The organism is Sphingomonas sp. UYEF23 (assembly GCF_040546165.1).
In the GTDB taxonomy this organism is placed as follows: domain Bacteria; phylum Pseudomonadota; class Alphaproteobacteria; order Sphingomonadales; family Sphingomonadaceae; genus Sphingomonas; species Sphingomonas glacialis.
In genome coordinates this window covers 365555-385142 of sequence record NZ_JBEPNG010000001.1, presented here as the reverse complement: position 1 = coordinate 385142, position 19588 = coordinate 365555, and the positions used below count along the sequence as shown (strand labels likewise).

Sequence of the window (19588 nt, the reverse complement as noted above, 5' to 3'; positions counted from 1 at the left end):
TTTAGGTCATGACTGACACCAAATACACGATCCGCGGCGAAACCGGCGACTGGGAGGTCGTGGTCGGCCTCGAAGTCCATGCGCAGGTCACCTCGAACGCCAAGCTCTTCTCGGGCGCGGCGACCGCGTTCGGCGCCGAGCCCAACACGCAGGTGTCGCTGGTCGACGCCGCGATGCCCGGCATGCTCCCCGTTCCCAACCGCGAGTGCATCCGCCAGGCGGTCCGCACCGGCATGGCGATCGACGCGCAGATAAACCGCTGGTCGCGCTTCGACCGCAAGAACTATTTCTACGCCGATCTGCCGCAGGGCTATCAGATCAGCCAGCTCTACCACCCGATCGTCGGCGAGGGCGCGATCGACATCAGCCTCGACGACAAGAACCCCGACGCTGCGGGCAAGCGCATCGGCGTCGAGCGGATCCATGTCGAGCAGGATGCGGGCAAGCTGATGCACGACCAGCATCCGACGCGCTCCTACGTCGACCTCAACCGCTCGGGCGTTGCGTTGATGGAGATCGTGTCGAAGCCCGATATGGCTTCTCCTGCCGAAGCAGGGGCTTATCTCCGCAAGCTCAGATCGATTCTGCGCTACGTCGGGTCGTGCGACGGCAACATGGAAGAGGGCTCGATGCGCGCCGACGTCAATGTCAGCGTGCGGAAGGCCGGTGACGAGCTCGGCACGCGCACCGAGACCAAGAACGTCAATTCGGTCCGCTTCGTGATGGCGGTGGTCGAGCAGGAGGCCAAGCGCCAGATCGACGTGCTCGAAAGCGGCGGCCGGATCGTCCAGGAAACGCGGCTCTACGATCCCGATCGCAACGAGACGCGCTCGATGCGCTCGAAGGAAGACGCGCACGATTATCGCTACTTCCCCGATCCCGATCTGCTCCCGCTCGAGCTCGACGACGCGTTCCTCGAAGAATGCCGCGCGTCGCTGCCCGAGCTGCCCGACACCAAGCGCCGCCGCTACGAGGCGCTCGGCATCACGCCTTACGCCGCTGCGGTGATGACCGCCGAGGTCGAGGCGGCGCGCTGGTTCGATGCGTTGCTCGACACGGGCGTGGCGCCGGTTGCTGCGGCGAACTGGACGACGTCGGAGCTGTTCGGCGCGCTTAACCGCACCGGCCGGGACATCGAGAATTCGCCCGTCAGCCCCGATCAGGCCGCCGAACTGCTCGGCCTGATCGCCGATGGCACGCTGTCGGGTACGCTCGCCAAGCAGGTGTTCGAGATCATGCTCGAAACCGGGCAGGGCGCTGCCGAAATCGTCGAGGAGCGCGGGCTCAAGCAGACCAGCGACACCGGCGAGATCGAGCGCGTCATCGCCGAGGTGATGGCGGCGAACGAAGACAAGGTCGCCGATTATCGTGGCGGCAAGGACAAGCTGTTCGGCTTCTTCGTCGGGCAGACGATGAAGGCGATGGGCGGCAAGGCGAACCCGGGCGTCGTCAACGACGTGCTGAAGAAGATGCTGGGGTAAAGAAACGCGGGCGCCCGGCCAACCGGGCGCCCTGACTGCGGGTAGTCAGCCTTTCTTTGCGGTCATCGCCTTGCGCGCGTTGTTGGCATATTCCTCGAAATTCTTGTCGAACACCGAAACCAGCTCATTGAGCGCGGCAGTCGCGTCCTCGCCTTCCTTGGCGGGAAATAGCTTCAAACCATTGCCACCCCAGGCTTTATATTCGTAATCGATCGTCTGGTCGTTGCCGAAGTCGCGCAGCATGAACAGCGTGCGCAGCGACCGGCCGTAGATCGCCGCCTTCTGATAGAAGACATCGGCGACGATCAGCTCGGAATAGCAGGCCGCGGTCGAATCCGACCGACGCGTCTTGACCTTGTTCATCGTCTTGCGCTCGAGCGGTGTTTCGTGGCGCACGATGACGGTGCCGGGCTGACGGTTGAGCAGATCGGTCAATTTGAGCGACTGCAGCGCGTCGAGCTGCGACGGACTATCGAGGGCGCTTGCCATCTGGGCTTTGTTGCTAGCGTCCTTCCCGCTGTGGAGTGCGGCATCGAGCAGACCGCCGCCGAGCAATCCGGTCGTCATCGAGTTCATCCGTTCGGCCGGCCAGATGTGAAGTTCGCACGGCGCTGCCTGAGCGCTGCCGATGCCTCCGATCGCACAGGCGACTGTAGCGAAAGCGGCTCCCAGGACGCGATGGACTGCGTTGGTCATTATAGTCTCCCCCTTTGGTTTCGGCCCCTTTCCCAGGGGTCGTCATGGACGGCCTTATTTAATGTGACGCTTTGGTCTTGGATGGCTTTGCTAAGGCGCTTGCGAAAAGCGCGACATCGCGGGTGAAGGCCGCGCGCAGCTCGGCGGCGGCGGCGACCATGTCGGTTGCGGGCGTCGGCGGAAGCAAAGTCAGTCTGGTCTTGGTCCAGGTGCTGAAGACCCGACGTGGTGCGGGCTCGGTCGTGAAGTCGCGGTAGCGGAAAAGGATCTTGAGGTAACTCCCGTCTACGATGTCTTGCTGGAAGAAGACACTGTCGACGATAAATTCCGCATAACAGGGCGCCGACGAGGGCGCGATGCGCGCGACGCTTGTCCGCATGAGGCGACTCGACAACGCCTCCTCGTGGACGATTGGCTGATACTTTGCCAAGTTAAGTTGATCGCGCAAAGCAGCACTTCGCAGCAGTTCGACCTGATTGGCGGTGTCGATGGGTTCGACCGCCAAGGCGGGATATCCGTCTCGCCCGGTTACTGCACCGTTGACGATGCCTCCGTGGAACACGCCACTGTAAACAGAATTAAGGCCCGCGCCTGGCCAGATATGGAGCTCACAGGCTGCATCCGATGACGACGACTTTGCAGCGGCGGGAAAGCACGCGATAAAAGCGGCTGCAAGACCTATCGAAACCTTGAATACCACCGTATCCCCCCGGACATGTCCGGGGGGAATTAGACGGATATTCAGACCGTTGCAACGGGAGCTGATTTACTGCGCGTCGTCGTCCTGGTTTTTCACCACGCCGCCAGTTCCGCCGACGCCGTCTTCCATGCCCGGAGACGTAAAGGCATCGGGCTCGCGCCCGCCTTCGCCGCGCTCGACCGCGTCCTTGCGCGCTTCGACTGCTTGTTCGATGTCGCTGCGGGTATCGTTGTCGTTCTCGGGCAGGCTGTCGGGATGCGGGTCGCTCATGCAAAATCCCCCGTCATGCCGGTGTCGGTCGGCGCGATCGGGTCGCCGCCGGGGTCGCCCGCGGGATCGGGCACGACCACGTCGGGCGTCGGGCTCGGCAGTTCGGTCGGCATCGAATCGGGCTGGCCGGGTTCGCTCGGGATCGGCAGTTCGGTTGGGGGCGTGCTGGCCATAACGTCTCTCCTCTTACGCTGCATCAACGCGCCATCATCCTAGCGGTTGCGTGGCGATGCGGCGTCGGGTGTTTGCCCGCTTGCCCCCGGGCGCATGGCTGGTATAGACGCCCCCCACACCGGCGGTGTCCTTGCGGGCGTGGCGGAACTGGTAGACGCAGCAGGTTTAGGTCCTGCCATCGAAAGATGTGGGGGTTCGAGTCCCTTCGCCCGCACCAGTCTCTCATGCGTTTGTGCATGGGGACTGCGACACACTATCCCTGAACTCCTTATCCATTGGGCGTGAGATCTGAAATGCAGACTGTCGAGACGTTGAACGAAGGCCTCAAGCGCGCCTACACGCTGACGATCACCGCGAAGGATATCGATTCGCGTGTCGATGCCGAACTGAAGCGCGTCGCGCCGACGGTGAAGATGCCCGGCTTCCGCCCCGGCAAGGTGCCCGCGAACCTGGTGCGCAAGATGCACGGCGACGCGCTGATGCAGGACGCGCTCAACAGCTCGATCCAGCAGGGCATCCAGGAGCTGATCGCCGAGCAGAAGCTGCGCCCCGCGCTGCAGCCTTCGGTCGAGCTCGCCGAAGGTTTCAAGCTCGGTGACGATGCGCAGATCACCGTCACGCTCGAAGTGCTCCCCGACGTGCCGACCCCGGCGATCGACGCGCTCAAGCTCGAGCGCCTCACCGTTCCTGCGGACGAAGCCGTCGTGCAGGAGCAGCTGCAGAAGTTTGCCGACCAGCAGAAGAAGTGGGACGACGCGGCCGAGGGCCATGAAGCGCAGATGGGCGACCTGGTCGTCATGGACTTCGTCGGCAAGGTCGGCGACGTGGCGTTCGAGGGCGGCACCGGCAGCGACATGTCGGTCGAGCTCGGCACCGGTCGTCTGATCCCCGGCTTCGAGGAGCAGGTCGTCGGCGTCAAGGTCGGCGACGAGCGCCAGATCACGGTGACCTTCCCCGAGGATTATCAGGCCAAGGAACTCGCCGGCAAGCCAGCGACCTTCGACCTCAGCATCACCGCGGTGAAGACCGCCGGCGAGAGCGTGATCGACGACAGCCTCGCGACCTCGCTCGGGCTCGAGAGCCTCGAGCAGCTCACCGGTCTCCTGAAGGGTCAGATCGAGCAGGAGCTCAACGGCCTCACGCGCACCCACATGAAGCGCAAGCTGCTCGACCAGCTCGCCGAGGGTCATGACTTCGAAGTGCCGCCGTCGATGGTCGAAGCCGAATTCGACCAGATCTGGCAGCAGCTCCAGCACGAAGCGACGCACGAGGAAGACCCCGCGGCAGCACTCGCCGAGATGGAGTCCGAGCGCGACGATTACCGCAAGATCGCCGAGCGCCGCGTGCGCCTTGGCCTCCTCCTGTCGGAAATCGGCCAGGCCAATGGCGTCGAAGTCAGCCAGCAGGAAATGAACCGCCTGATCGCGCAGGCCGCGCAGAACTATAACAACGAAGACCGCCAGCGCTTCCTGCAGTACATCCAGCAGGAGCCGATGGCCGCCGCCCAGCTGCGCGCGCCGCTGTACGAGGACAAGGTCGTCGACTTCCTGTTCGAGAAGGCCGAGATTTCGGACCGCGAAGTGACGCGCGAAGAGCTCGAAGCGGCGATCGAGAGCGAAGAAGGCTTCTCGAGCGGCACGCACACCCACGATCACGACAACCACAAGCCCAAGGCAAAGAAGGCGGCTGGCAAGAAGGCGAAGCCCGCTGCCGACGACGCCAAGGAAATGGAAGCGGCTGACATCGAGCCGGCAGCCGCTGGCGACGACCTCGTCGAAGCCGAGCCGGTGAAGAAGGCCGCGACCAAGAAGGCGCCGGCGAAGAAGGCGGCAGCTGCTGCTGACGCTGAAGCCGAGGCTGTTCCGGCTGAGGAGGCTGCTGCCCCCGTAAAGAAGCCGGCTGCCAAGAAGAAGGCTGCTGCCGACAAGGCCGAATAAGGCGCACACCCGCCCGCTCGACTCCATCATCCGTCACCCCGGCCCTGTGCCGGGGTCCACCCCGCCCTAGACGATACGTCGAGCGGCATGGTGGACCCCGGCACGAGACCTGGGTGACGGCGTTGTAAGGTCTGGGCCGGCGGCGGCAAACGCAGACGCCACGCCGCACACCACAAAACAGTCGAACCCGTCACGATAACGCCCTAAGGCTCGGCCATGACATCCCGTATCGCCGTCCTGCTGCCGTGCTACAACGAGAGCACCGCCATCGCGCAGACCGTTGCGGCGTTCCGCGCCGCGCTCCCCGATGCGACCATCTACGTCTATGACAATAACAGCCGTGACGACACCGTCGCCGTGGCGCGCGCGGCGGGCGCCGTCGTGCGCACCGAGCGGATGCAGGGCAAGGGCAACGTCGTCCGCCGCATGTTCGCCGATGTCGATGCCGACATCTACGTCATGGCCGATGGCGATGCGACCTATGACGCGACCGCCGCGCCGGCGCTCGTCGCGCGGCTGCTCGACGAGCAGCTCGACATGGTGGTGGGCAGCCGCGTGACGCAGATCACCGCCGCGTATCGCCGCGGGCACGTGCTCGGCAACAAGGCGATGACGGGGATGCTCGCGCAGCTGTTCGGGCGCAGTTTCACCGATATCTTCTCGGGGTACCGCGTCTTCTCACGGCGCTTCGTCAAGAGCTTCCCGGTGCTTTCGGCCGGGTTCGAGATCGAGACCGAGATCAGCGTCCATGCGCTCGAACTCAAGATGCCGACGGGCGAGATCGAGACCGCCTATTTCGCGCGGCCCGAAGGGTCCGAATCGAAGCTCAGCACGTATCGCGACGGCTTCCGCATCGCGCGCACGATCGTCACGCTCTACCGGATCGAGCGGCCGCTGCTGTTCTTCGGCGCGATCGCAGCCCTGCTGTCGCTCGCCGTGCTCGCGCTCGGGATCCCGCTGATCGTGACCTATATGCACACGCATCTTGTGCCGCGGCTGCCGACTGCGGTGCTGGTCGTCGGGCTCGCGATCCTCGCCGCGCTCAACGTCTTTACCGGGTTGATCCTCGACACGGTGGTCCGCGGTCGGCGCGAAGTGCGGCGGCTTGCTTATCTCAGCCACCGTGCTCCGGGTGGCGATGACCGTCGCTCGGACGCCGTCGGGGCTTGAACTCGTTTCGTGCAGCGCCGATGTATGCGGTTCTAGGGGCATAAAGGACTAAAAGGCTCATCATGCGCAATCCGTTCGACACCGGCGACTTTCTGGCCCCCATCAATGACGGCCTCGTTCCGATCGTCATCGAGCAATCCAACCGCGGCGAGCGCAGCTTCGACATTTATTCGCGACTGCTGCGCGAACGCATCATTTTCGTGACCGGCGGGGTCGAGGACCATATGGCCTCGGTCATCTCGGCACAGCTGCTCTTCCTGGAGTCGGAGAACCCCAAGAAGGACATCTTCATGTACATCAACTCGCCGGGCGGCGTCGTCACGGCGGGCATGGCGATCCATGACACCATGCAGTACATCCGTCCGCGCGTCGGCACCGTGTGCATGGGGCAGGCCGCCTCGATGGGCTCGTTCCTGCTCGCCGCCGGTGAGCCGGGCATGCGTGTCGCGCTGACCAATGCGCGGATCATGATCCACCAGCCTTCGGGTGGTGCGCAGGGCATGGCGTCGGACATTCAGATCCAGGCCAAGGAAATCCAGCGCATAAAGAACCGGATGAATGCGCTCTACGCGCAGTACACCGGCAAGCCGCTCGAGGAGATCGAGCGCGCGATGGATCGCGATACGTTCCTCGAGGCACACGAAGCCAAGGATTTCGGCCTGGTCGACCAGGTGTTCGACAAGCGTCCGGCACTGCCCGACGATTCGAGCACGCCGCCTGCGCTGACCTCGGCGTAAGCTTGCCGGTTAAGGTTCTGTTGGGCACCGGGGCGTCATACGTACGTCCCGGTGCTGACATCACCGGGTATTTTGGTGATTGTCGGATTGCGCGAGGACGGTCTAGGATACACGTTTCGCATATGCGCGCCTGGTGGCGCCAAGGATGGTTAGAATGACGAAGCTCAGCGGCGGCGATTCGAAGAGCACGCTTTATTGCTCCTTCTGCGGCAAGTCGCAGCATGAAGTCCGCAAGCTCATTGCCGGACCGACGGTTTTCATCTGCGATGAGTGCGTCGAACTCTGCAACGACATCATCCGCGAGGAGACCAAGTCGGCGCTCGTCTCGAAGAAGGATGGCGGCGTGCCCACGCCGCAGGAAATCTGCGACGTGCTCGACGATTATGTGATCGGCCAGAAGCGCGCCAAGCGCGTTCTGTCGGTCGCGGTGCACAACCATTACAAGCGCCTCAACCACGGCCAGAAGGGCGCCGATGTCGAGCTCGCCAAGTCGAACATCCTGCTCGTCGGGCCGACCGGCTGCGGCAAGACGCTGCTCGCCCAGACGCTCGCGCGCATCCTCGACGTGCCCTTCACGATGGCTGATGCGACGACGCTGACCGAAGCCGGTTACGTTGGCGAGGACGTCGAGAACATCATCCTCAAGCTGCTCCAGGCCTCCGACTACAATGTCGAGCGGGCGCAGCGCGGGATCGTCTACATCGACGAGATCGACAAGATCAGCCGCAAGGCCGAGAATCCCTCGATCACGCGCGACGTTTCGGGTGAGGGCGTCCAGCAGGCGCTGCTCAAGCTGATGGAAGGCACCACCGCGAGCGTCCCGCCGCAGGGTGGCCGCAAGCATCCGCAGCAGGAGTTCCTGCAGGTCGACACGACCAACATCCTGTTCATCTGCGGCGGCGCGTTCAGCGGCCTCGAGAAGATCATCGGCGACCGTCTGCAGGGTAAGTCGATCGGCTTCGGTGCTTATGTCGCAAGCCCTGAGGAACGCCGAACCGGCGAGACGCTCAAGGCAGTCGAGCCCGAGGATTTGCTCAAGTTCGGCCTGATCCCCGAGTTCGTCGGCCGTCTGCCGGTCATCGCGACGCTCGAGGATCTCGACGTTCCGGCGCTGGTGACGATCCTGACCGAGCCGAAGAACGCGCTGGTCAAGCAGTATCAGAAGCTGTTCGACATGGAGGCGGTCAAGCTCGGCTTCACCGACGAAGCGCTCGTCTCGGTCGCAAAGAAGGCGATCGACCGAAAGACCGGCGCGCGCGGGCTTCGCTCGATCCTCGAGGGGATCCTGCTCGACACGATGTTCGACTTGCCCGGTATGGACAGCGTCGAGGAAGTGATGATCGACAAGGACGTGATCGAGGGCCGCAAGGAGCCGATCCGCGTCTACGGCAAGAAGGAAAAGGCCGGCGCCGGCGCGGCCTAATCTGGTCAGCCCCTGTCCCGTTCGCGGGGCAGGGCGCTGCGTGCGCGGAGGCGTCCGATGACGCCTTCGCACGGGTCCGTGGTGCGTCCCGACCGGAACGCTGACCCTGTCGCGGGTGTCCGGGTTGCCGGCACCGCCGATCGTGACCGTATCGTCGCGCTGCTCGCGCGCGCTTTCGCCGATGATCCGGCGATGGCCTATATCTTTTCCGATCCTGCTGACCGTGCGCTCCGGCTGCCGCGGCTGTTTGGCGTGCTGTTCGATTCCGACGCGTCCAGCGGCATCCGGCTGGTGACCGCTGGCGGCGAGGCGGCCACGCTGTGGCGTGGACCGGGGCAAACGTCTGACAGCATGCTCACGATGCTGCTCCACGCCTGGCCGCTGTGGCGCGCGCTCGGCGGATCGATCGGCCGCGCGCTGGCGGTGTCGAACGCGATCTCGGCGCATTTCCCGCGCGAGGCCGTGTGGTATCTTCACATCGCAGGTTGCGATCCCGCGGCACAGGGCCGGGGCTTCGGCGCGGCCGCGGTGCGCGGCGGGCTCGATCGCCTCCTCGGGAGCGGACTCCCGGCCTATCTCGAAACCGCAACCGAGCGGAACCTCGCTTTCTACCGCGCGCTCGGCTTCGAGATCACCGCCGAATGGAGCGTGCCCAAGGGAGGCCCGCGCTTCTGGTCGATGCTGCGCCCAGCCAGTTCATAGGAGGCCCGGCACGAAGCGTTTGACCCGCGCGGCATAGGCATCGAACGCGGGCCCGAACGCAGCGCGCAGCACCACCTCTTCGTGCCGCACGCGCATCCATGTGCCAAGCGCGAAGAGCGGGATGCCGACGACAAGGCTCGCGGTGTGACCATAAGCGATCGCCATCGCGATCATCACGAACGCCAGCGAGACGTAGATCGGGTTGCGGATCAGCGCGAACGGACCCGTTTCGATCAATTGCCCGTCGTCGCGCGTCCGTGCGACCAGCGCCCAGTTCCGCCCCATCGCGCGCGACGCCGAGTCGAACAGCCACGCCGCCGCGAGCATAAGCGCGAGCACGACGCCCGCCTCGATCAGCGCCTTGGCCGAAAGCGGATCGAGCGCGATGCGGATTCGCCCGAGCCCGGCGCTGCCGATCCCCAAGCCCTGCACGACGATCCACAGGATCGAGGCGTTGCGGCGTCCTGAATCGGGGCTTGCCGGGGCGCGCCGGCCACGCGCGCGCGCCAGCAGCAGCGCCGTCAGTCCCGCGAGTATGCCGATCGCAAACGCCGCGAGTCCGGGAAGCCCGACCGAGTCCAACGGGATGAAATTCATGGCGAAGCCCCTTGCAACAGCGCTGTAGTATTCAGCTATGACACCGCGGTGTCAACTGGCCGGTTTGGCGGCCTTTGCCGCTGCGTCGCGCCATGCTTGATAATCCTCGATCGCGATCGATCGGCGCAGCAGCTTGGCGTTCGGATCGATCACGAGATGCGCCCCGCGCGGGACCGCGATGCTGCCAAAGCCGCCCGCCATCGCAAGCCGCACGATCCGCCCGCCGATCTGCACATCGACCGGCATCGGGAACACTCCGCCGCCCGGCGCCTGCCAATGCAATGTCAGCCGGGTCGCGCTGCGTGTCTCGACCAATTCTGGCAGCGCCGCCTGGCGCAGATAGACGTCGAAGAACCAGCGATAGTCCTTGCCCGTCACGCGCCGCACGATCCGCTCATAGTCGGCGGTCGAGGCGTAGCGCGGCGTGAAATTGCCCGGCCGCGGATCGAGCCGGCCGTAGACGATCAACCGCGTCACATCGCGAAACGCGCGGTCGCCGATCAGGGTCCGCAGGCTGTGGAGCATCCACGAGCCCTTGTAATAGATGTCCTGGCCGGGGCCGCCCTTGCTGATCTCGTACACCTCTTCCTCGGTGCGGATCTTGCCGGAGATGACAGGGCGGAGGTTGGCGATCTTGTTACGCTGGTCGGAGAGCATCGTCGCATAGCGCGCCTCGCCCTCGCGCCAGCGGCCGTAGAGCGGCTGCATGTAGCTGCCATAGCCTTCGTGCAGCCAGTAATCGTCCCAATTGGCGGCGGTCAGCTGGTTGCCGAAGAATTCGTGCGCGAATTCGTGCTGGAACAGCCAGTCGAAGCCTTCGGGCGCCTTGGCATAGCCGTTGCCGTAGGCGTTGATCGTCTGGTGCTCCATGCCCTTGTACGGCGTCTCGACCACGCCGAGCTTCTCGTCGCCGAACGGGTAGGGGCCGACTTCGCCCTCGAAGAAATCGAGCGTCGGCGCGAATTCGGCGAACAGCGCCTTGGCCTTGGCCTCTTCGCCCGGGAGATACCAATAGGCCATCGGGATCGTGTTGCCGTAGCGGCTCTTGTAGCTGCCCGAAATCTCGTCGAACGGCCCGACCGTCAGCGCGATGCCATAGGTGTTGGGGTGCTTGACGCGCCAGTTCCATGTCGTGCGCCCATCGGCGAGCGTGTCGACCCCGAGCAGCACGCCGTTCGACGGCGCCTTGAGGCCCTTGGGCACGGTGATGTGGAGCGTGACGAGGCCGGGCTCGCCGGTCGGGAAATCGAGGCACGGCCAGAACAGGTCGCACCCGGCGCCCTCTGCGGTGGTGCCGAACCACGGCGCGCCGCTCGGCGTCTTCGCCCACACGACGCCGGGGTCCCACGGTGCGTTGACCGCGACGTGCGGCGTGCCGCCATAGGTCAGCTTGGCGGTGACGTGTCCGCCCGCCGCGACCATGCGTGCGAGCGTGATGACGAGTTGGCCCTCGGGATTGCGCCAGGCCGATGGCGCAAGCGGTGTGCCGTCGACCGATACCGCATCGACGGGCAGATTGCGGTCGAGATCGAGCACGAGCCGGGCGAGCGGCGCCTTGGCGGTGAAGCGCAGCGTCGCGACGCCGCGCAGCGTCTCGGTCTCGGGCAGCACTTCGAACGCGAGGTCGGCGGCGTCGAAGCCGAGCTTGGCCTGCTCGGCGTCGATCGGCCCGCCCGATTTCTGCATCTGTGCGGTCAGCGGCGGCTCGCCCTTGGTCGGCAGCGCGGCGGCGGTCAGCGCGAGGCAGCTCGACAGGAGCGCGATACGAACAGGGATCATGCGGGGCTCAGTTCCACGGAAAAATCGGTGATCGTCAGGCGCAGCGACGGGCGGCCGTCCTGTAGCATCGTCGTGACGCGCGGGAAGCGGACGCCTTGCGCGCTTACGCTGCCGGCAAAGCTGAAATGCTGGCGGATCGCGGGGGCGCCGGGTTCGGGTGCCGTCAGCACATAATCGGCCGCGGCAATCCGTCCGTCGCGATCGAGCGTCAGTGCGATCGGCGGATAGCCGTCGCGCGCGGCGTTGAGCCGGTTATAGCCCGCGGTGGAAACGAACGCCGGGGCAAGCAGCAGATAGGCGAACGCGCCGAGCCGCTGGCGTTCGAAGCGTGCCTGCGCGGCGGCGAGCGTCGTCTGCGCGCCGTCCTGCACCAGAAAGGCGGTGTCGCGCTCGATCATCACGGTCCGCGCGGCGCTGCGCGTTTCGCTGACGAGCCAGCTGTCCGACCGCGACCGTGCGAACGGCTCGATCCGGCTTTCGACGTGCAAGTCGACCGGGGTCTTGCCGAGCATCATCCGTGCCATGCCGCTCCACGTCAGCACGCGGACGCGCGCCAGCCGGTCGCGCCCGCCCGCAGCGATCATCGCGCGGGCCACCGCGTCGCCACCGCGCCCCGCAGCACCGATCGCCTGCGGCAGCGCCGCGATCGCGATCGTTCCGCCCAAAATCGCACGACGATTGATGGATCGGCAACTCCCCCCATATAAGGGGGCAAGCACGCGGCCTTGTCGCGATCTCGGAGTATCCATGACCCAAGCTTCTTCCACCCCGTCCACTCAGGCTTATCCCGTCCTGCCGCTGCGCGACATCGTTGTCTTCCCCAACATGATCGTGCCGCTGTTCGTCGGTCGCGACAAGTCGGTCGCAGCCCTGGAAGCCGCAATGGCCGCCGACAAGGAGATTTTCCTGGTCGCGCAGCTCGATCCGAGCGAGGACGACCCCGATCGCGACGATCTGTACGAGATCGGCGTCACCGCGGTCGTGCTGCAATTGCTCAAGCTGCCCGACGGCACCGTCCGCGTGCTGGTCGAGGGCAAGCGCCGCGCCGCGCTGACCTCGCTCGTCCAGAGCGACGGCTATCTGTCCGCCGAAGTCGAGATGCTCGAGGGCGATGCCGGGTCGGACGAGCTCGAAGCCGCGAGCACCGAGCTGGGCGACCGCGTTGGCGAGATCACGCCCGACGATCTCAGCCCCGATCTCAAGGCGCTGATGCGCTCGGTGATCGACCAGTTCGAGAATTACGCCAAGCTCAACCGCAAGCTGCCCGCCGAGACTGCCGTCCAGCTCGGCGAGATCGAGGATCCCTCGAAGCTCGCCGACGCGGTCGCCGCCAACATCCAGGTCAAGGTCAGCGACAAGCAGGCGCTGCTGATCGAGCGCGATCCGGCCAAGCGGCTCGAGATGGTGTTCGCGTTCATGGAGGGCGAGCTCGGCGTTCTGCAGGTCGAGAAGAAGATCAAGTCGCGGGTCAAGCGCCAGATGGAGAAGACCCAGCGCGAATATTATCTCAACGAGCAGTTGAAGGCGATCCAGCGCGAACTCGGCAACGAGAGCGATGACGGCGAAGGCGACGAGATCGCCGAGCTGACGCAGAAGATCGCGACGATGAAGCTCTCGAAGGAGGCGCGCACCAAGGCGACCGCCGAGCTCAAGAAGCTCAAGACGATGGCGCCGATGAGTGCCGAGGCGACCGTCGTGCGCAATTATCTCGACGTGCTGCTCGGCCTCCCGTGGGGCAAGAAGTCGAAGATCCGCAAGGATATCTCGGCGGCGCAAGCGGTGCTCGACGAGGACCATTATGCGCTCGAGAAGGTCAAGGACCGGATCATCGAATATCTCGCGGTGCAGGCGCGTACCAACAAGCTGAAGGGGCCGATCCTGTGCCTCGTCGGCCCGCCCGGCGTCGGCAAGACCTCGCTCGGCAAGTCGATCGCCAAGGCGACCGGCCGCGAGTTCATCCGCCAGTCCTTGGGCGGCGTGCGCGACGAAGCCGAGATCCGCGGGCATCGCCGCACCTATATCGGCTCGCTGCCGGGCAAGATCGTGACGAACCTCAAAAAGGCCGGCACCAGCAACCCGCTGTTCCTGCTCGACGAGATCGACAAGCTCGGCCAGGATTTTCGCGGCGATCCGGCGTCGGCATTGCTCGAGGTGCTCGACCCCGAGCAGAACGCCAAGTTCCAGGATCACTATCTTGAGATCGACGTCGATCTGTCGGACGTGATGTTCGTGACCACCGCGAACACGCTCAACCTCCCGCAGGCGCTGCTCGACCGAATGGAGATCATCCGGCTCGAAGGCTATACCGAGGACGAGAAGGTCGAAATCGCCGAACGCCACCTGATCGAGAAGCAGATCGAGGCGCACGGGTTGAAGGAAGGTGAGTTCACGCTCACCACCGAGGGTCTTCGCGCGCTGATCCAGTACTACACGCGTGAAGCCGGCGTCCGCACGCTCGAGCGCGAGATCGCCAAGCTCGCGCGCAAGGCATTGCGCCAGATCCTCGAGGGCAAGACGACGAGCGTCACCGTAACGCCCGACAATCTGTCCGACTTCGCCGGCGTGAAGAAGTATCGTCACGGCTTGGGCGAGGAAGAGAACCAGATCGGCGCGGTCACCGGGCTCGCCTGGACCGAAGTAGGTGGCGAATTGCTGACGATCGAAAGCGTCACCGTGCCCGGGCGCGGTCAAGCGAAGATCACCGGCAAGCTCGGCGACGTGATGAAGGAATCGATCGAGACCGCGTTCAGCTTCATCAAGGCACGCTCGCCTTCGTACGGAATCAAGCCGAGCATCTTCGCGCGCAAGGACATCCACATCCATCTGCCCGAAGGTGCGGTGCCAAAGGATGGCCCGTCGGCGGGCATCGGCATCGTCACCGCGATCGTCTCGACGCTGACCGGCGTGCCGGTGCGCCGCGACATCGCGATGACGGGCGAGGTCACGCTGCGCGGTCGCGTGCTGCCGATCGGGGGCTTGAAGGAAAAGCTGCTCGCGGCGTTGCGCGGTGGCATCACCACGGTGCTGATCCCGCACGAGAACGAGAAAGACTTGGCCGATATTCCCGCGAATATCCGTGACGGGCTCAAGATCATCCCGGTGGCGCATGTCGATGAGGTGCTCCGTCTTGCGCTAACCGCGCCGTTGACGGCGATCGATTGGACCGAAGCGGACGATCTGGCGGCACAGCCCCCGGCGGGCGTCCCGGCAATCGGTGGTGAACTGCACCACTGAGCTCGGATCGGCGTATAATACTGCATCCTCGCCGTTTTGACCGACGGCGGGGATGTTTTTGCTTTGACAGCCCCGGTGCGAGCCGCCTTACTGCGCCACCGGCTTTCGCCTGGGAATCATTTCAGTAGTTTTTTAAACGGGGGTTTCGTGGCCATGAACAAACAGGAACTGATCGCGACGGTGGCCGACACGTCGGGTCTGACCAAGGGTGATGCAAGCAAGGCCGTCGAAGCCGTGTTCGAAGCCGTGTCGGCCGCGCTGAAAAAGGGGGATGAAGTCCGTCTCGTCGGTTTCGGGACGTTCTCGGTCAGCAAGCGCAAGGCGTCGACCGGCCGCAACCCGCGCACCGGCGAGCCGATGACGATCAAGGCCTCGTCGCAGCCCAAGTTCAAGGCCGGCAAGGGCCTCAAGGATTCGGTCAACTGATCGACTGACTCGCAAAATCTGGGCATCGGCGCTGGACAAGCGGCGCCGGCTCGTTTTAAGAGACTGCAACAGGGCGGCGTCAATGCCGCCCTTCTCCGTTTCGCCCCGCCGTACCGGCGGAAAAGGCAACGGGCGCGTAGCTCAGTGGTAGAGCACACCCTTCACACGGGTGGGGTCGCAAGTTCAATCCTTGCCGCGCCCACCATATTGCAGCCGCCGGATCCGCATGGGTCCGGCGGCTTTTTCGGTTACCGCCAGGCGCGTTCGCGAAACCATTTGGTGATGACGTATTTGGTCCCCGCGCGGACTTTCATGCCGTGGTGGAGCGTGGCCGGGTTGAGCGTGCCATCGGCCTGCCGGTTGTTCCAGGCGAGCAGCTTGCCGGTCTCGGGCTGGATGATCTTGTTGATCGCCTTGAAGCGCGTCGCGCCGCCCGCTTCGGGTTCGTTGAGATAGAGCATCACGGTCCAGGTGCGGTTGCCCGCAACACGGCAATGGCGATCGAAATCCACGCCGCCCGGTTCGAAATAATCGGTGTGCGGCTTGAACTCCTGGCCAACCGCATAGCGCTGACCCTGGATCGGTTCGCCGTGCGCCGGGTCGAGCCCGGTGAACGCGCTGATCCGCGCGTCGAGCCACTGCGTGAGCGGGGCGAGCGAGTCGAGATCGCCGGTCTCGCTCGTGCGAAACGCGCGGTCGCCGTTGAAGTCCGCGACCGTCGAAGGGCGCCGCGTCGCGTCGACCGCGTCGCGCACCTGCGCGCAGGTTTCGGCATCGAGGAACTTGCGGCACACGAACAACGTCAGTTTGGGAGACGGGACACGCTGGACGCCCGGCAGAGCGGCGAGATGTGCGACCATTGCCGCTGCATCGAGACCCGAACCGAAGCTGGGGGCGGCTGGGAAGGCGGGAGCATCGGTCACGCGACACACTTTGCCAAAGACTTCGCGCATTTTCCAGGTGCTGGCAGCGCGTCCGATGCGGGGGGCGCCACGTACAAGGTTCACAGCGGCACCGCGGAACGGTAACACGGGCTGTAATATGGCGTCGCGATCGGGGATGGGTTCCACATGCGCTTGGTTTTGGATGCGCGGGCGCGGGCCTTTCTGCGACGGTTTCCGGTTACCACGGTCTATTCCGCGCTCGAGCTCGCGCTGATCGCGGGGCTTGCCGTGCAAAGCGCGCGGCTCGTCTGGGCGGTGCTGACGCCGGTCGGCCCGGTCGGGATCTGGCGCCCCGAGCAAGGCGGCGTGCCCGGTTCCCCCGAGGCGATCCTGCGCGGCTTCGATCCGTTCTACCGCGCGAGCGGCGGCGATGTCGCGGGGCCGTCGGTCGTCACCACGCTCCAGCTCTCGCTGTTCGGCGTGCGGATCGACGAAGCGCAGGGCGGTGGCTCGGCGATCATCGCTGGCCCCGACGGCGTCCAGCAAAGCATCGGCGTGGGGCAGGAGATCATGCCGGGCGTGCGGCTGAAGGCGGTTGCGTTCGACCACGTCACGATCGATCGCGGCGGCGTCTCTGAGGATCTCTATCTGCCGCAGACCGAGCAAGCGCCGGTCGCGCCCGCGATGCCGAACGGGCCACCGCTGATCGGCGGCAGCGCACCCGCAGTCATCACCGCGCCACCGCCTGCCGCGGTCGGACCGCAAGGCGTCAGCTTTGCGCAGTTGCGGCGCGATGTCGGCTTCATCCCGCGGATCGACGGCGGCCGCGTGACGGGGTTGACGGTGCGGCAGCAAGGCGACGGCGCGGGCTTCCGCGCGGCAGGGTTGCGCGACGGTGACGTCATAACGCAGATCGCGGGCAAGCCCGTCGGCGGCGCTGCAGACATCGAGCGTCTCGGCGCGCAATATGCAAAGGGCGGCACGCTAGGCTTTACGGTCGAACGTGGCGCAGACAGTGTACCACTCGTCATCACGATTGCGGGGCAATGAAGAAACGAATCCTGGCGCCTATCCTCGCGATCACGCTTGTCACGGCGGCGCATGCGCAACAGACCATGAATGTCCGCGATGCGGATATTCGCGCGTTCATCGCCGATGCCGCCCGCGTGACGGGGCGGACTTTCATCATCGACGCGCGGGTGCAGGGCAAGGTGACCGTCGTCACCGATCACCCGGTGAGCAAGTCGCAATATTTCGAGATCTTCCTCTCGACGCTGCGTGCCAACGGGCTCGTCGCGGTGCCGACGACCAATGGCGCGTTCCGCATCCAGCCGACCGATAGCGCCGCGTCGCAGCCGAGCCGCATCGGCTCGCGCGGCGCGACGAGCAACAGCTACATCACTGAAATCGTCCGGCTGCGCTCGATCGATGCGCAATCGGCGGTCGATACGGTGCGCGGGCTGATCTCGCCGCAAGGCTCGGTCACCGCCAATCGCGGCGGCAACAGCCTCGTCATCGTCGACTTTGCCGACAATGTGCGCCGCGTGCGCGAAGTACTGCGCCGGATCGACACCGACAATGCCTCGACGCGGATCATCGCGCTGAAGAATGCCGGCGCGCGCGAGATCGCGACCGCATTGCAGGCGCTCGCCGGGCAAAGCGCGGGCGGTGCCGGGGGCGCAGCCCCCGCAGGCGCCGGGACGTCGGTCAGCGTCGTTGCGGTCAACAGCTCGAACTCGGTCGCGATTCGCGGCGATGCCACCTCGGTCGCGCGGCTCGCCGCGGTCGCCGAGGATCTCGACCGGCGCGCGAAGAACGGCACCGAGATCAAGGTGATCTTCCTCGAAAACGCCGATGCCGAGCAATTGCTGCCGGTGCTCCAGCAGCTCGTCGGGCAGACGCCATCGCCGATCACCAACCAGCAATTGTCGGCGTCGAACTTCGGCACCAACAGCCAGTCGGGCGGCAGCAACGGCAACAATCCCAGCTCGCGCGCAGCGAACACGCCTGCGGTCCAGCAGCAGGACACAGGAAATACCGGCAACGCACCGACGCAGACTGCGATCACTTCGGGCGGGCGCACCGCCTCGGTCGTGACGCGTTTCGTCGGGGCGAACGCAATCGTCATCGCCGCGCCCGCCGAAGTCCAGCGTCAGCTCGCCGACGTCGTGCGTCAGCTCGACACGCGGCGCGAGCAGGTGCTCGTCGAGGCGATCGTCGCCGAAGTGTCGGACCAGACGGCGAGCTCGCTCGGCGCGCAATTCGCGATCGCGAACTTGAAGGGCGGCGCGTTCGCCGCGTCGAGCTTCCAGAACTCGGCGCCGAGCCTGCTCACCATCGCCGGCGCGATCGGCGCGCGGCAGCTCGCGACGACGACGACGACGATCAACGGCGCCACCGTCACGACGAGCACCGGCAGCTCGTCGAGCGATTCGCTGACGCAAAGCGCGATCAGCTCGGTGCTCGGCGCGAGCGGCGGCTTTGGCGGCTGGGCGGGCAAGATCGGCGACACCGTGTTCGGCTCCATCATCAACGCGGTGAAGAGCGACACGACCTCGAACCTGCTCCAAGTGCCGCATCTGGTGATGCTCGACAATCAGGAAGCACACAGCCTGGTCGGGCAGGAAATCCCGATCACCACGGGCAAGGCGCTGTCGACCAATTTCGACAATGCCTTCCAGACGACGCAGCGCGAGAATGTCGGGATCGAGTTGACGGTGCGGCCACAGGTCAATTCGAGCGGGACGGTGAAGCTCAACCTGCGGCTCGAGGTCAGTTCGATCGCCGGGCCGGTGTCGAGCAGCAACAGCGACTTGATCCTCAACAAGCGAGAAGTCGAGACCGTCCGCACCGTCGACGACGGCGACATTGCGGTGATCAGCGGCTTGCTCGACGATAACGAGCGGCGGACGATCGAGAAGATCCCGTTGCTCGGCGATATTCCGGGGCTGGGGAACCTGTTCCGCTCGAAGGCCAAGTCGCGGACCAAGACCAATTTGATGATCTTCATCCGCCCGACGATTCTGCGCACCGCCGATGACAGCCGCAAGCTGACCGAGCAGCGTTATGGCTATCTCCGGCTCCAGCAGGGGCTGGCGATGCCCAATGACGAGCCGTCGATCGACCAGCTGGTGCGCGATTATATGGGCGCGGCGCCACCGATCCCGAGCGCGCCGGTGCCGGGGAATATCGAAGATCCGCGGATCATGGTGCCGGTACAGCGGAGCTCGAGCACGGTGATCCGCACGAAGCGGGACCGGTGATGGCGATGCGCGGTCCCGCTTTCTCCTTCTGCGCTTCCCCGGCGCAGGCCGGGGCCCAGGGGCGGGCGGCTGAGTGTTCGGACGCTGCGCGCGATGCGCCTGACCTCCGCGACTG

The 19588-nt window shown here is 65.3% G+C and carries 18 protein-coding genes and 2 tRNA genes; 12 read left to right on the top strand and 8 right to left on the bottom strand.

Annotated features, from left to right (window positions below):
- The first annotated feature begins 8 nt into the window (after positions 1 to 8).
- A complete protein-coding gene (gene gatB, locus ABIB28_RS01785) occupies positions 9 to 1481 on the top strand; it encodes an Asp-tRNA(Asn)/Glu-tRNA(Gln) amidotransferase subunit GatB (protein ID WP_133188622.1) in 1473 nt (490 codons plus the stop codon).
- Positions 1482 to 1526: 45 nt separating this feature from the next.
- Here the strand turns inward: gatB and ABIB28_RS01780 are convergent, their stop codons facing one another.
- The 4 genes from ABIB28_RS01780 to ABIB28_RS01765 all read right to left on the bottom strand — a co-directional run bounded on the left by ABIB28_RS01780 (position 1527) and on the right by ABIB28_RS01765 (position 3320).
- Entirely contained in the window at positions 1527 to 2048 is a 522-nt protein-coding gene (locus ABIB28_RS01780) for a hypothetical protein (protein ID WP_354285926.1), read from the bottom strand.
- A 187-nt stretch (positions 2049 to 2235) separates the two neighbouring features.
- Positions 2236 to 2877, bottom strand: a complete 642-nt coding sequence (locus tag ABIB28_RS01775; protein WP_354285924.1) for a hypothetical protein — start codon at positions 2875 to 2877, stop codon at positions 2236 to 2238.
- 66 nt (positions 2878 to 2943) lie between these two features.
- Positions 2944 to 3147 (bottom strand): hypothetical protein, encoded by a 204-nt coding sequence (locus tag ABIB28_RS01770; RefSeq protein WP_133188616.1) that lies wholly within the window; start codon positions 3145 to 3147, stop codon positions 2944 to 2946.
- Entirely contained in the window at positions 3144 to 3320 is a 177-nt protein-coding gene (locus ABIB28_RS01765; RefSeq protein ID WP_354285919.1) for a hypothetical protein, read from the bottom strand. Before ABIB28_RS01765 ends, ABIB28_RS01770 begins: the two co-directional genes overlap by 4 nt.
- A gap of 133 nt (positions 3321 to 3453) precedes the next feature.
- Here ABIB28_RS01765 and ABIB28_RS01760 point away from each other — a divergent pair.
- The 6 genes from ABIB28_RS01760 to ABIB28_RS01735 all read left to right on the top strand — a co-directional run bounded on the left by ABIB28_RS01760 (position 3454) and on the right by ABIB28_RS01735 (position 9290).
- A tRNA-Leu gene (locus ABIB28_RS01760) sits at positions 3454 to 3538 on the top strand.
- A gap of 76 nt (positions 3539 to 3614) precedes the next feature.
- Positions 3615 to 5258 (top strand): trigger factor, encoded by a 1644-nt coding sequence (gene tig / locus ABIB28_RS01755; RefSeq protein WP_354285917.1) that lies wholly within the window; start codon positions 3615 to 3617, stop codon positions 5256 to 5258.
- 216 nt (positions 5259 to 5474) lie between these two features.
- Positions 5475 to 6428 (top strand): glycosyltransferase family 2 protein, encoded by a 954-nt coding sequence (locus ABIB28_RS01750; protein ID WP_354285915.1) that lies wholly within the window; start codon positions 5475 to 5477, stop codon positions 6426 to 6428.
- A 62-nt stretch (positions 6429 to 6490) separates the two neighbouring features.
- The gene (locus ABIB28_RS01745; RefSeq protein ID WP_133188610.1) at positions 6491 to 7165 is read left to right on the top strand and encodes an ATP-dependent Clp protease proteolytic subunit; all 675 of its coding nucleotides are present in this window, start codon (positions 6491 to 6493) and stop codon (positions 7163 to 7165) included.
- Positions 7166 to 7319: 154 nt separating this feature from the next.
- Positions 7320 to 8588, top strand: a complete 1269-nt coding sequence (clpX, locus tag ABIB28_RS01740; protein WP_010186846.1) for an ATP-dependent Clp protease ATP-binding subunit ClpX — start codon at positions 7320 to 7322, stop codon at positions 8586 to 8588.
- A 57-nt stretch (positions 8589 to 8645) separates the two neighbouring features.
- Entirely contained in the window at positions 8646 to 9290 is a 645-nt protein-coding gene (locus ABIB28_RS01735; RefSeq protein ID WP_354285912.1) for a GNAT family N-acetyltransferase, read from the top strand.
- Here the strand turns inward: ABIB28_RS01735 and ABIB28_RS01730 are convergent.
- From ABIB28_RS01730 to ABIB28_RS01720, 3 genes are read right to left on the bottom strand one after another with little or no spacing between them, the layout of a single operon-like run.
- On the bottom strand, positions 9285 to 9887 hold the full coding sequence (locus ABIB28_RS01730; RefSeq protein ID WP_354285910.1) for a methyltransferase family protein: 603 nt from the start codon (positions 9885 to 9887) through the stop codon (positions 9285 to 9287). The two genes, ABIB28_RS01735 and ABIB28_RS01730, sit on opposite strands and share 6 nt — an antisense overlap.
- 51 nt (positions 9888 to 9938) lie before the next feature.
- Positions 9939 to 11666, bottom strand: coding sequence for a M1 family metallopeptidase (locus tag ABIB28_RS01725; protein ID WP_354285908.1), 1728 nt, complete (start codon positions 11664 to 11666; stop codon positions 9939 to 9941).
- Entirely contained in the window at positions 11663 to 12331 is a 669-nt protein-coding gene (locus tag ABIB28_RS01720; RefSeq protein WP_354285906.1) for a hypothetical protein, read from the bottom strand. Before ABIB28_RS01720 ends, ABIB28_RS01725 begins: the two co-directional genes overlap by 4 nt.
- Positions 12332 to 12413: 82 nt before the next feature.
- Between ABIB28_RS01720 and lon the strand changes: the two genes are divergently transcribed.
- The 3 genes from lon (at position 12414) to ABIB28_RS01705 (ending at position 15531) form a co-directional block, all read left to right on the top strand.
- Entirely contained in the window at positions 12414 to 14900 is a 2487-nt protein-coding gene (lon, locus tag ABIB28_RS01715) for an endopeptidase La (protein WP_133188600.1), read from the top strand.
- A 153-nt stretch (positions 14901 to 15053) separates the two neighbouring features.
- Positions 15054 to 15326 (top strand): HU family DNA-binding protein, encoded by a 273-nt coding sequence (locus tag ABIB28_RS01710; RefSeq protein ID WP_133191967.1) that lies wholly within the window; start codon positions 15054 to 15056, stop codon positions 15324 to 15326.
- A 130-nt stretch (positions 15327 to 15456) separates the two neighbouring features.
- Positions 15457 to 15531: transfer RNA gene (locus ABIB28_RS01705), tRNA-Val, on the top strand.
- A 43-nt stretch (positions 15532 to 15574) separates the two neighbouring features.
- Here ABIB28_RS01705 and ABIB28_RS01700 read toward each other — a convergent pair.
- Positions 15575 to 16186, bottom strand: a complete 612-nt coding sequence (locus tag ABIB28_RS01700) for a prolyl hydroxylase family protein (protein ID WP_354286327.1) — start codon at positions 16184 to 16186, stop codon at positions 15575 to 15577.
- A 210-nt stretch (positions 16187 to 16396) separates the two neighbouring features.
- Between ABIB28_RS01700 and ABIB28_RS01695 the strand changes: the two genes are divergently transcribed.
- Together ABIB28_RS01695 and gspD are read left to right on the top strand one after the other, a co-directional pair.
- The gene (locus ABIB28_RS01695) at positions 16397 to 17260 is read left to right on the top strand and encodes a type II secretion system protein N (RefSeq protein ID WP_354285903.1); all 864 of its coding nucleotides are present in this window, start codon (positions 16397 to 16399) and stop codon (positions 17258 to 17260) included.
- Entirely contained in the window at positions 17257 to 19473 is a 2217-nt protein-coding gene (gene gspD / locus ABIB28_RS01690; RefSeq protein ID WP_354285901.1) for a type II secretion system secretin GspD, read from the top strand. Before ABIB28_RS01695 ends, gspD begins: the two co-directional genes overlap by 4 nt.
- Positions 19474 to 19588: the final 115 nt, after the last annotated feature.

Excerpts from the sequence above, each read along its gene's own strand:
- lon (WP_133188600.1), top strand. The coding sequence starts at position 12,414 with ATGACCCAAGCTTCTTCCACCCCGTCCACTCAGGCTTATCCCGTCCTG.
- ABIB28_RS01780 (WP_354285926.1), bottom strand. The coding sequence starts at position 2,048 with ATGACGACCGGATTGCTCGGCGGCGGTCTGCTCGATGCCGCACTCCAC.
- tig (WP_354285917.1), top strand. The coding sequence starts at position 3,615 with ATGCAGACTGTCGAGACGTTGAACGAAGGCCTCAAGCGCGCCTACACG.
- ABIB28_RS01730 (WP_354285910.1), bottom strand. The coding sequence starts at position 9,887 with ATGAATTTCATCCCGTTGGACTCGGTCGGGCTTCCCGGACTCGCGGCG.
- ABIB28_RS01745 (WP_133188610.1), top strand. The coding sequence starts at position 6,491 with ATGCGCAATCCGTTCGACACCGGCGACTTTCTGGCCCCCATCAATGAC.
- ABIB28_RS01700 (WP_354286327.1), bottom strand. The coding sequence starts at position 16,186 with ATGGTCGCACATCTCGCCGCTCTGCCGGGCGTCCAGCGTGTCCCGTCT.
- clpX (WP_010186846.1), top strand. The coding sequence starts at position 7,320 with ATGACGAAGCTCAGCGGCGGCGATTCGAAGAGCACGCTTTATTGCTCC.
- ABIB28_RS01765 (WP_354285919.1), bottom strand. The coding sequence starts at position 3,320 with ATGGCCAGCACGCCCCCAACCGAACTGCCGATCCCGAGCGAACCCGGC.
- ABIB28_RS01725 (WP_354285908.1), bottom strand. The coding sequence starts at position 11,666 with ATGATCCCTGTTCGTATCGCGCTCCTGTCGAGCTGCCTCGCGCTGACC.
- ABIB28_RS01735 (WP_354285912.1), top strand. The coding sequence starts at position 8,646 with ATGACGCCTTCGCACGGGTCCGTGGTGCGTCCCGACCGGAACGCTGAC.
- gspD (WP_354285901.1), top strand. The coding sequence starts at position 17,257 with ATGAAGAAACGAATCCTGGCGCCTATCCTCGCGATCACGCTTGTCACG.
- ABIB28_RS01695 (WP_354285903.1), top strand. The coding sequence starts at position 16,397 with ATGCGCTTGGTTTTGGATGCGCGGGCGCGGGCCTTTCTGCGACGGTTT.
- ABIB28_RS01770 (WP_133188616.1), bottom strand. The coding sequence starts at position 3,147 with ATGAGCGACCCGCATCCCGACAGCCTGCCCGAGAACGACAACGATACC.
- ABIB28_RS01750 (WP_354285915.1), top strand. The coding sequence starts at position 5,475 with ATGACATCCCGTATCGCCGTCCTGCTGCCGTGCTACAACGAGAGCACC.
- ABIB28_RS01710 (WP_133191967.1), top strand. The coding sequence starts at position 15,054 with ATGAACAAACAGGAACTGATCGCGACGGTGGCCGACACGTCGGGTCTG.
- gatB (WP_133188622.1), top strand. The coding sequence starts at position 9 with ATGACTGACACCAAATACACGATCCGCGGCGAAACCGGCGACTGGGAG.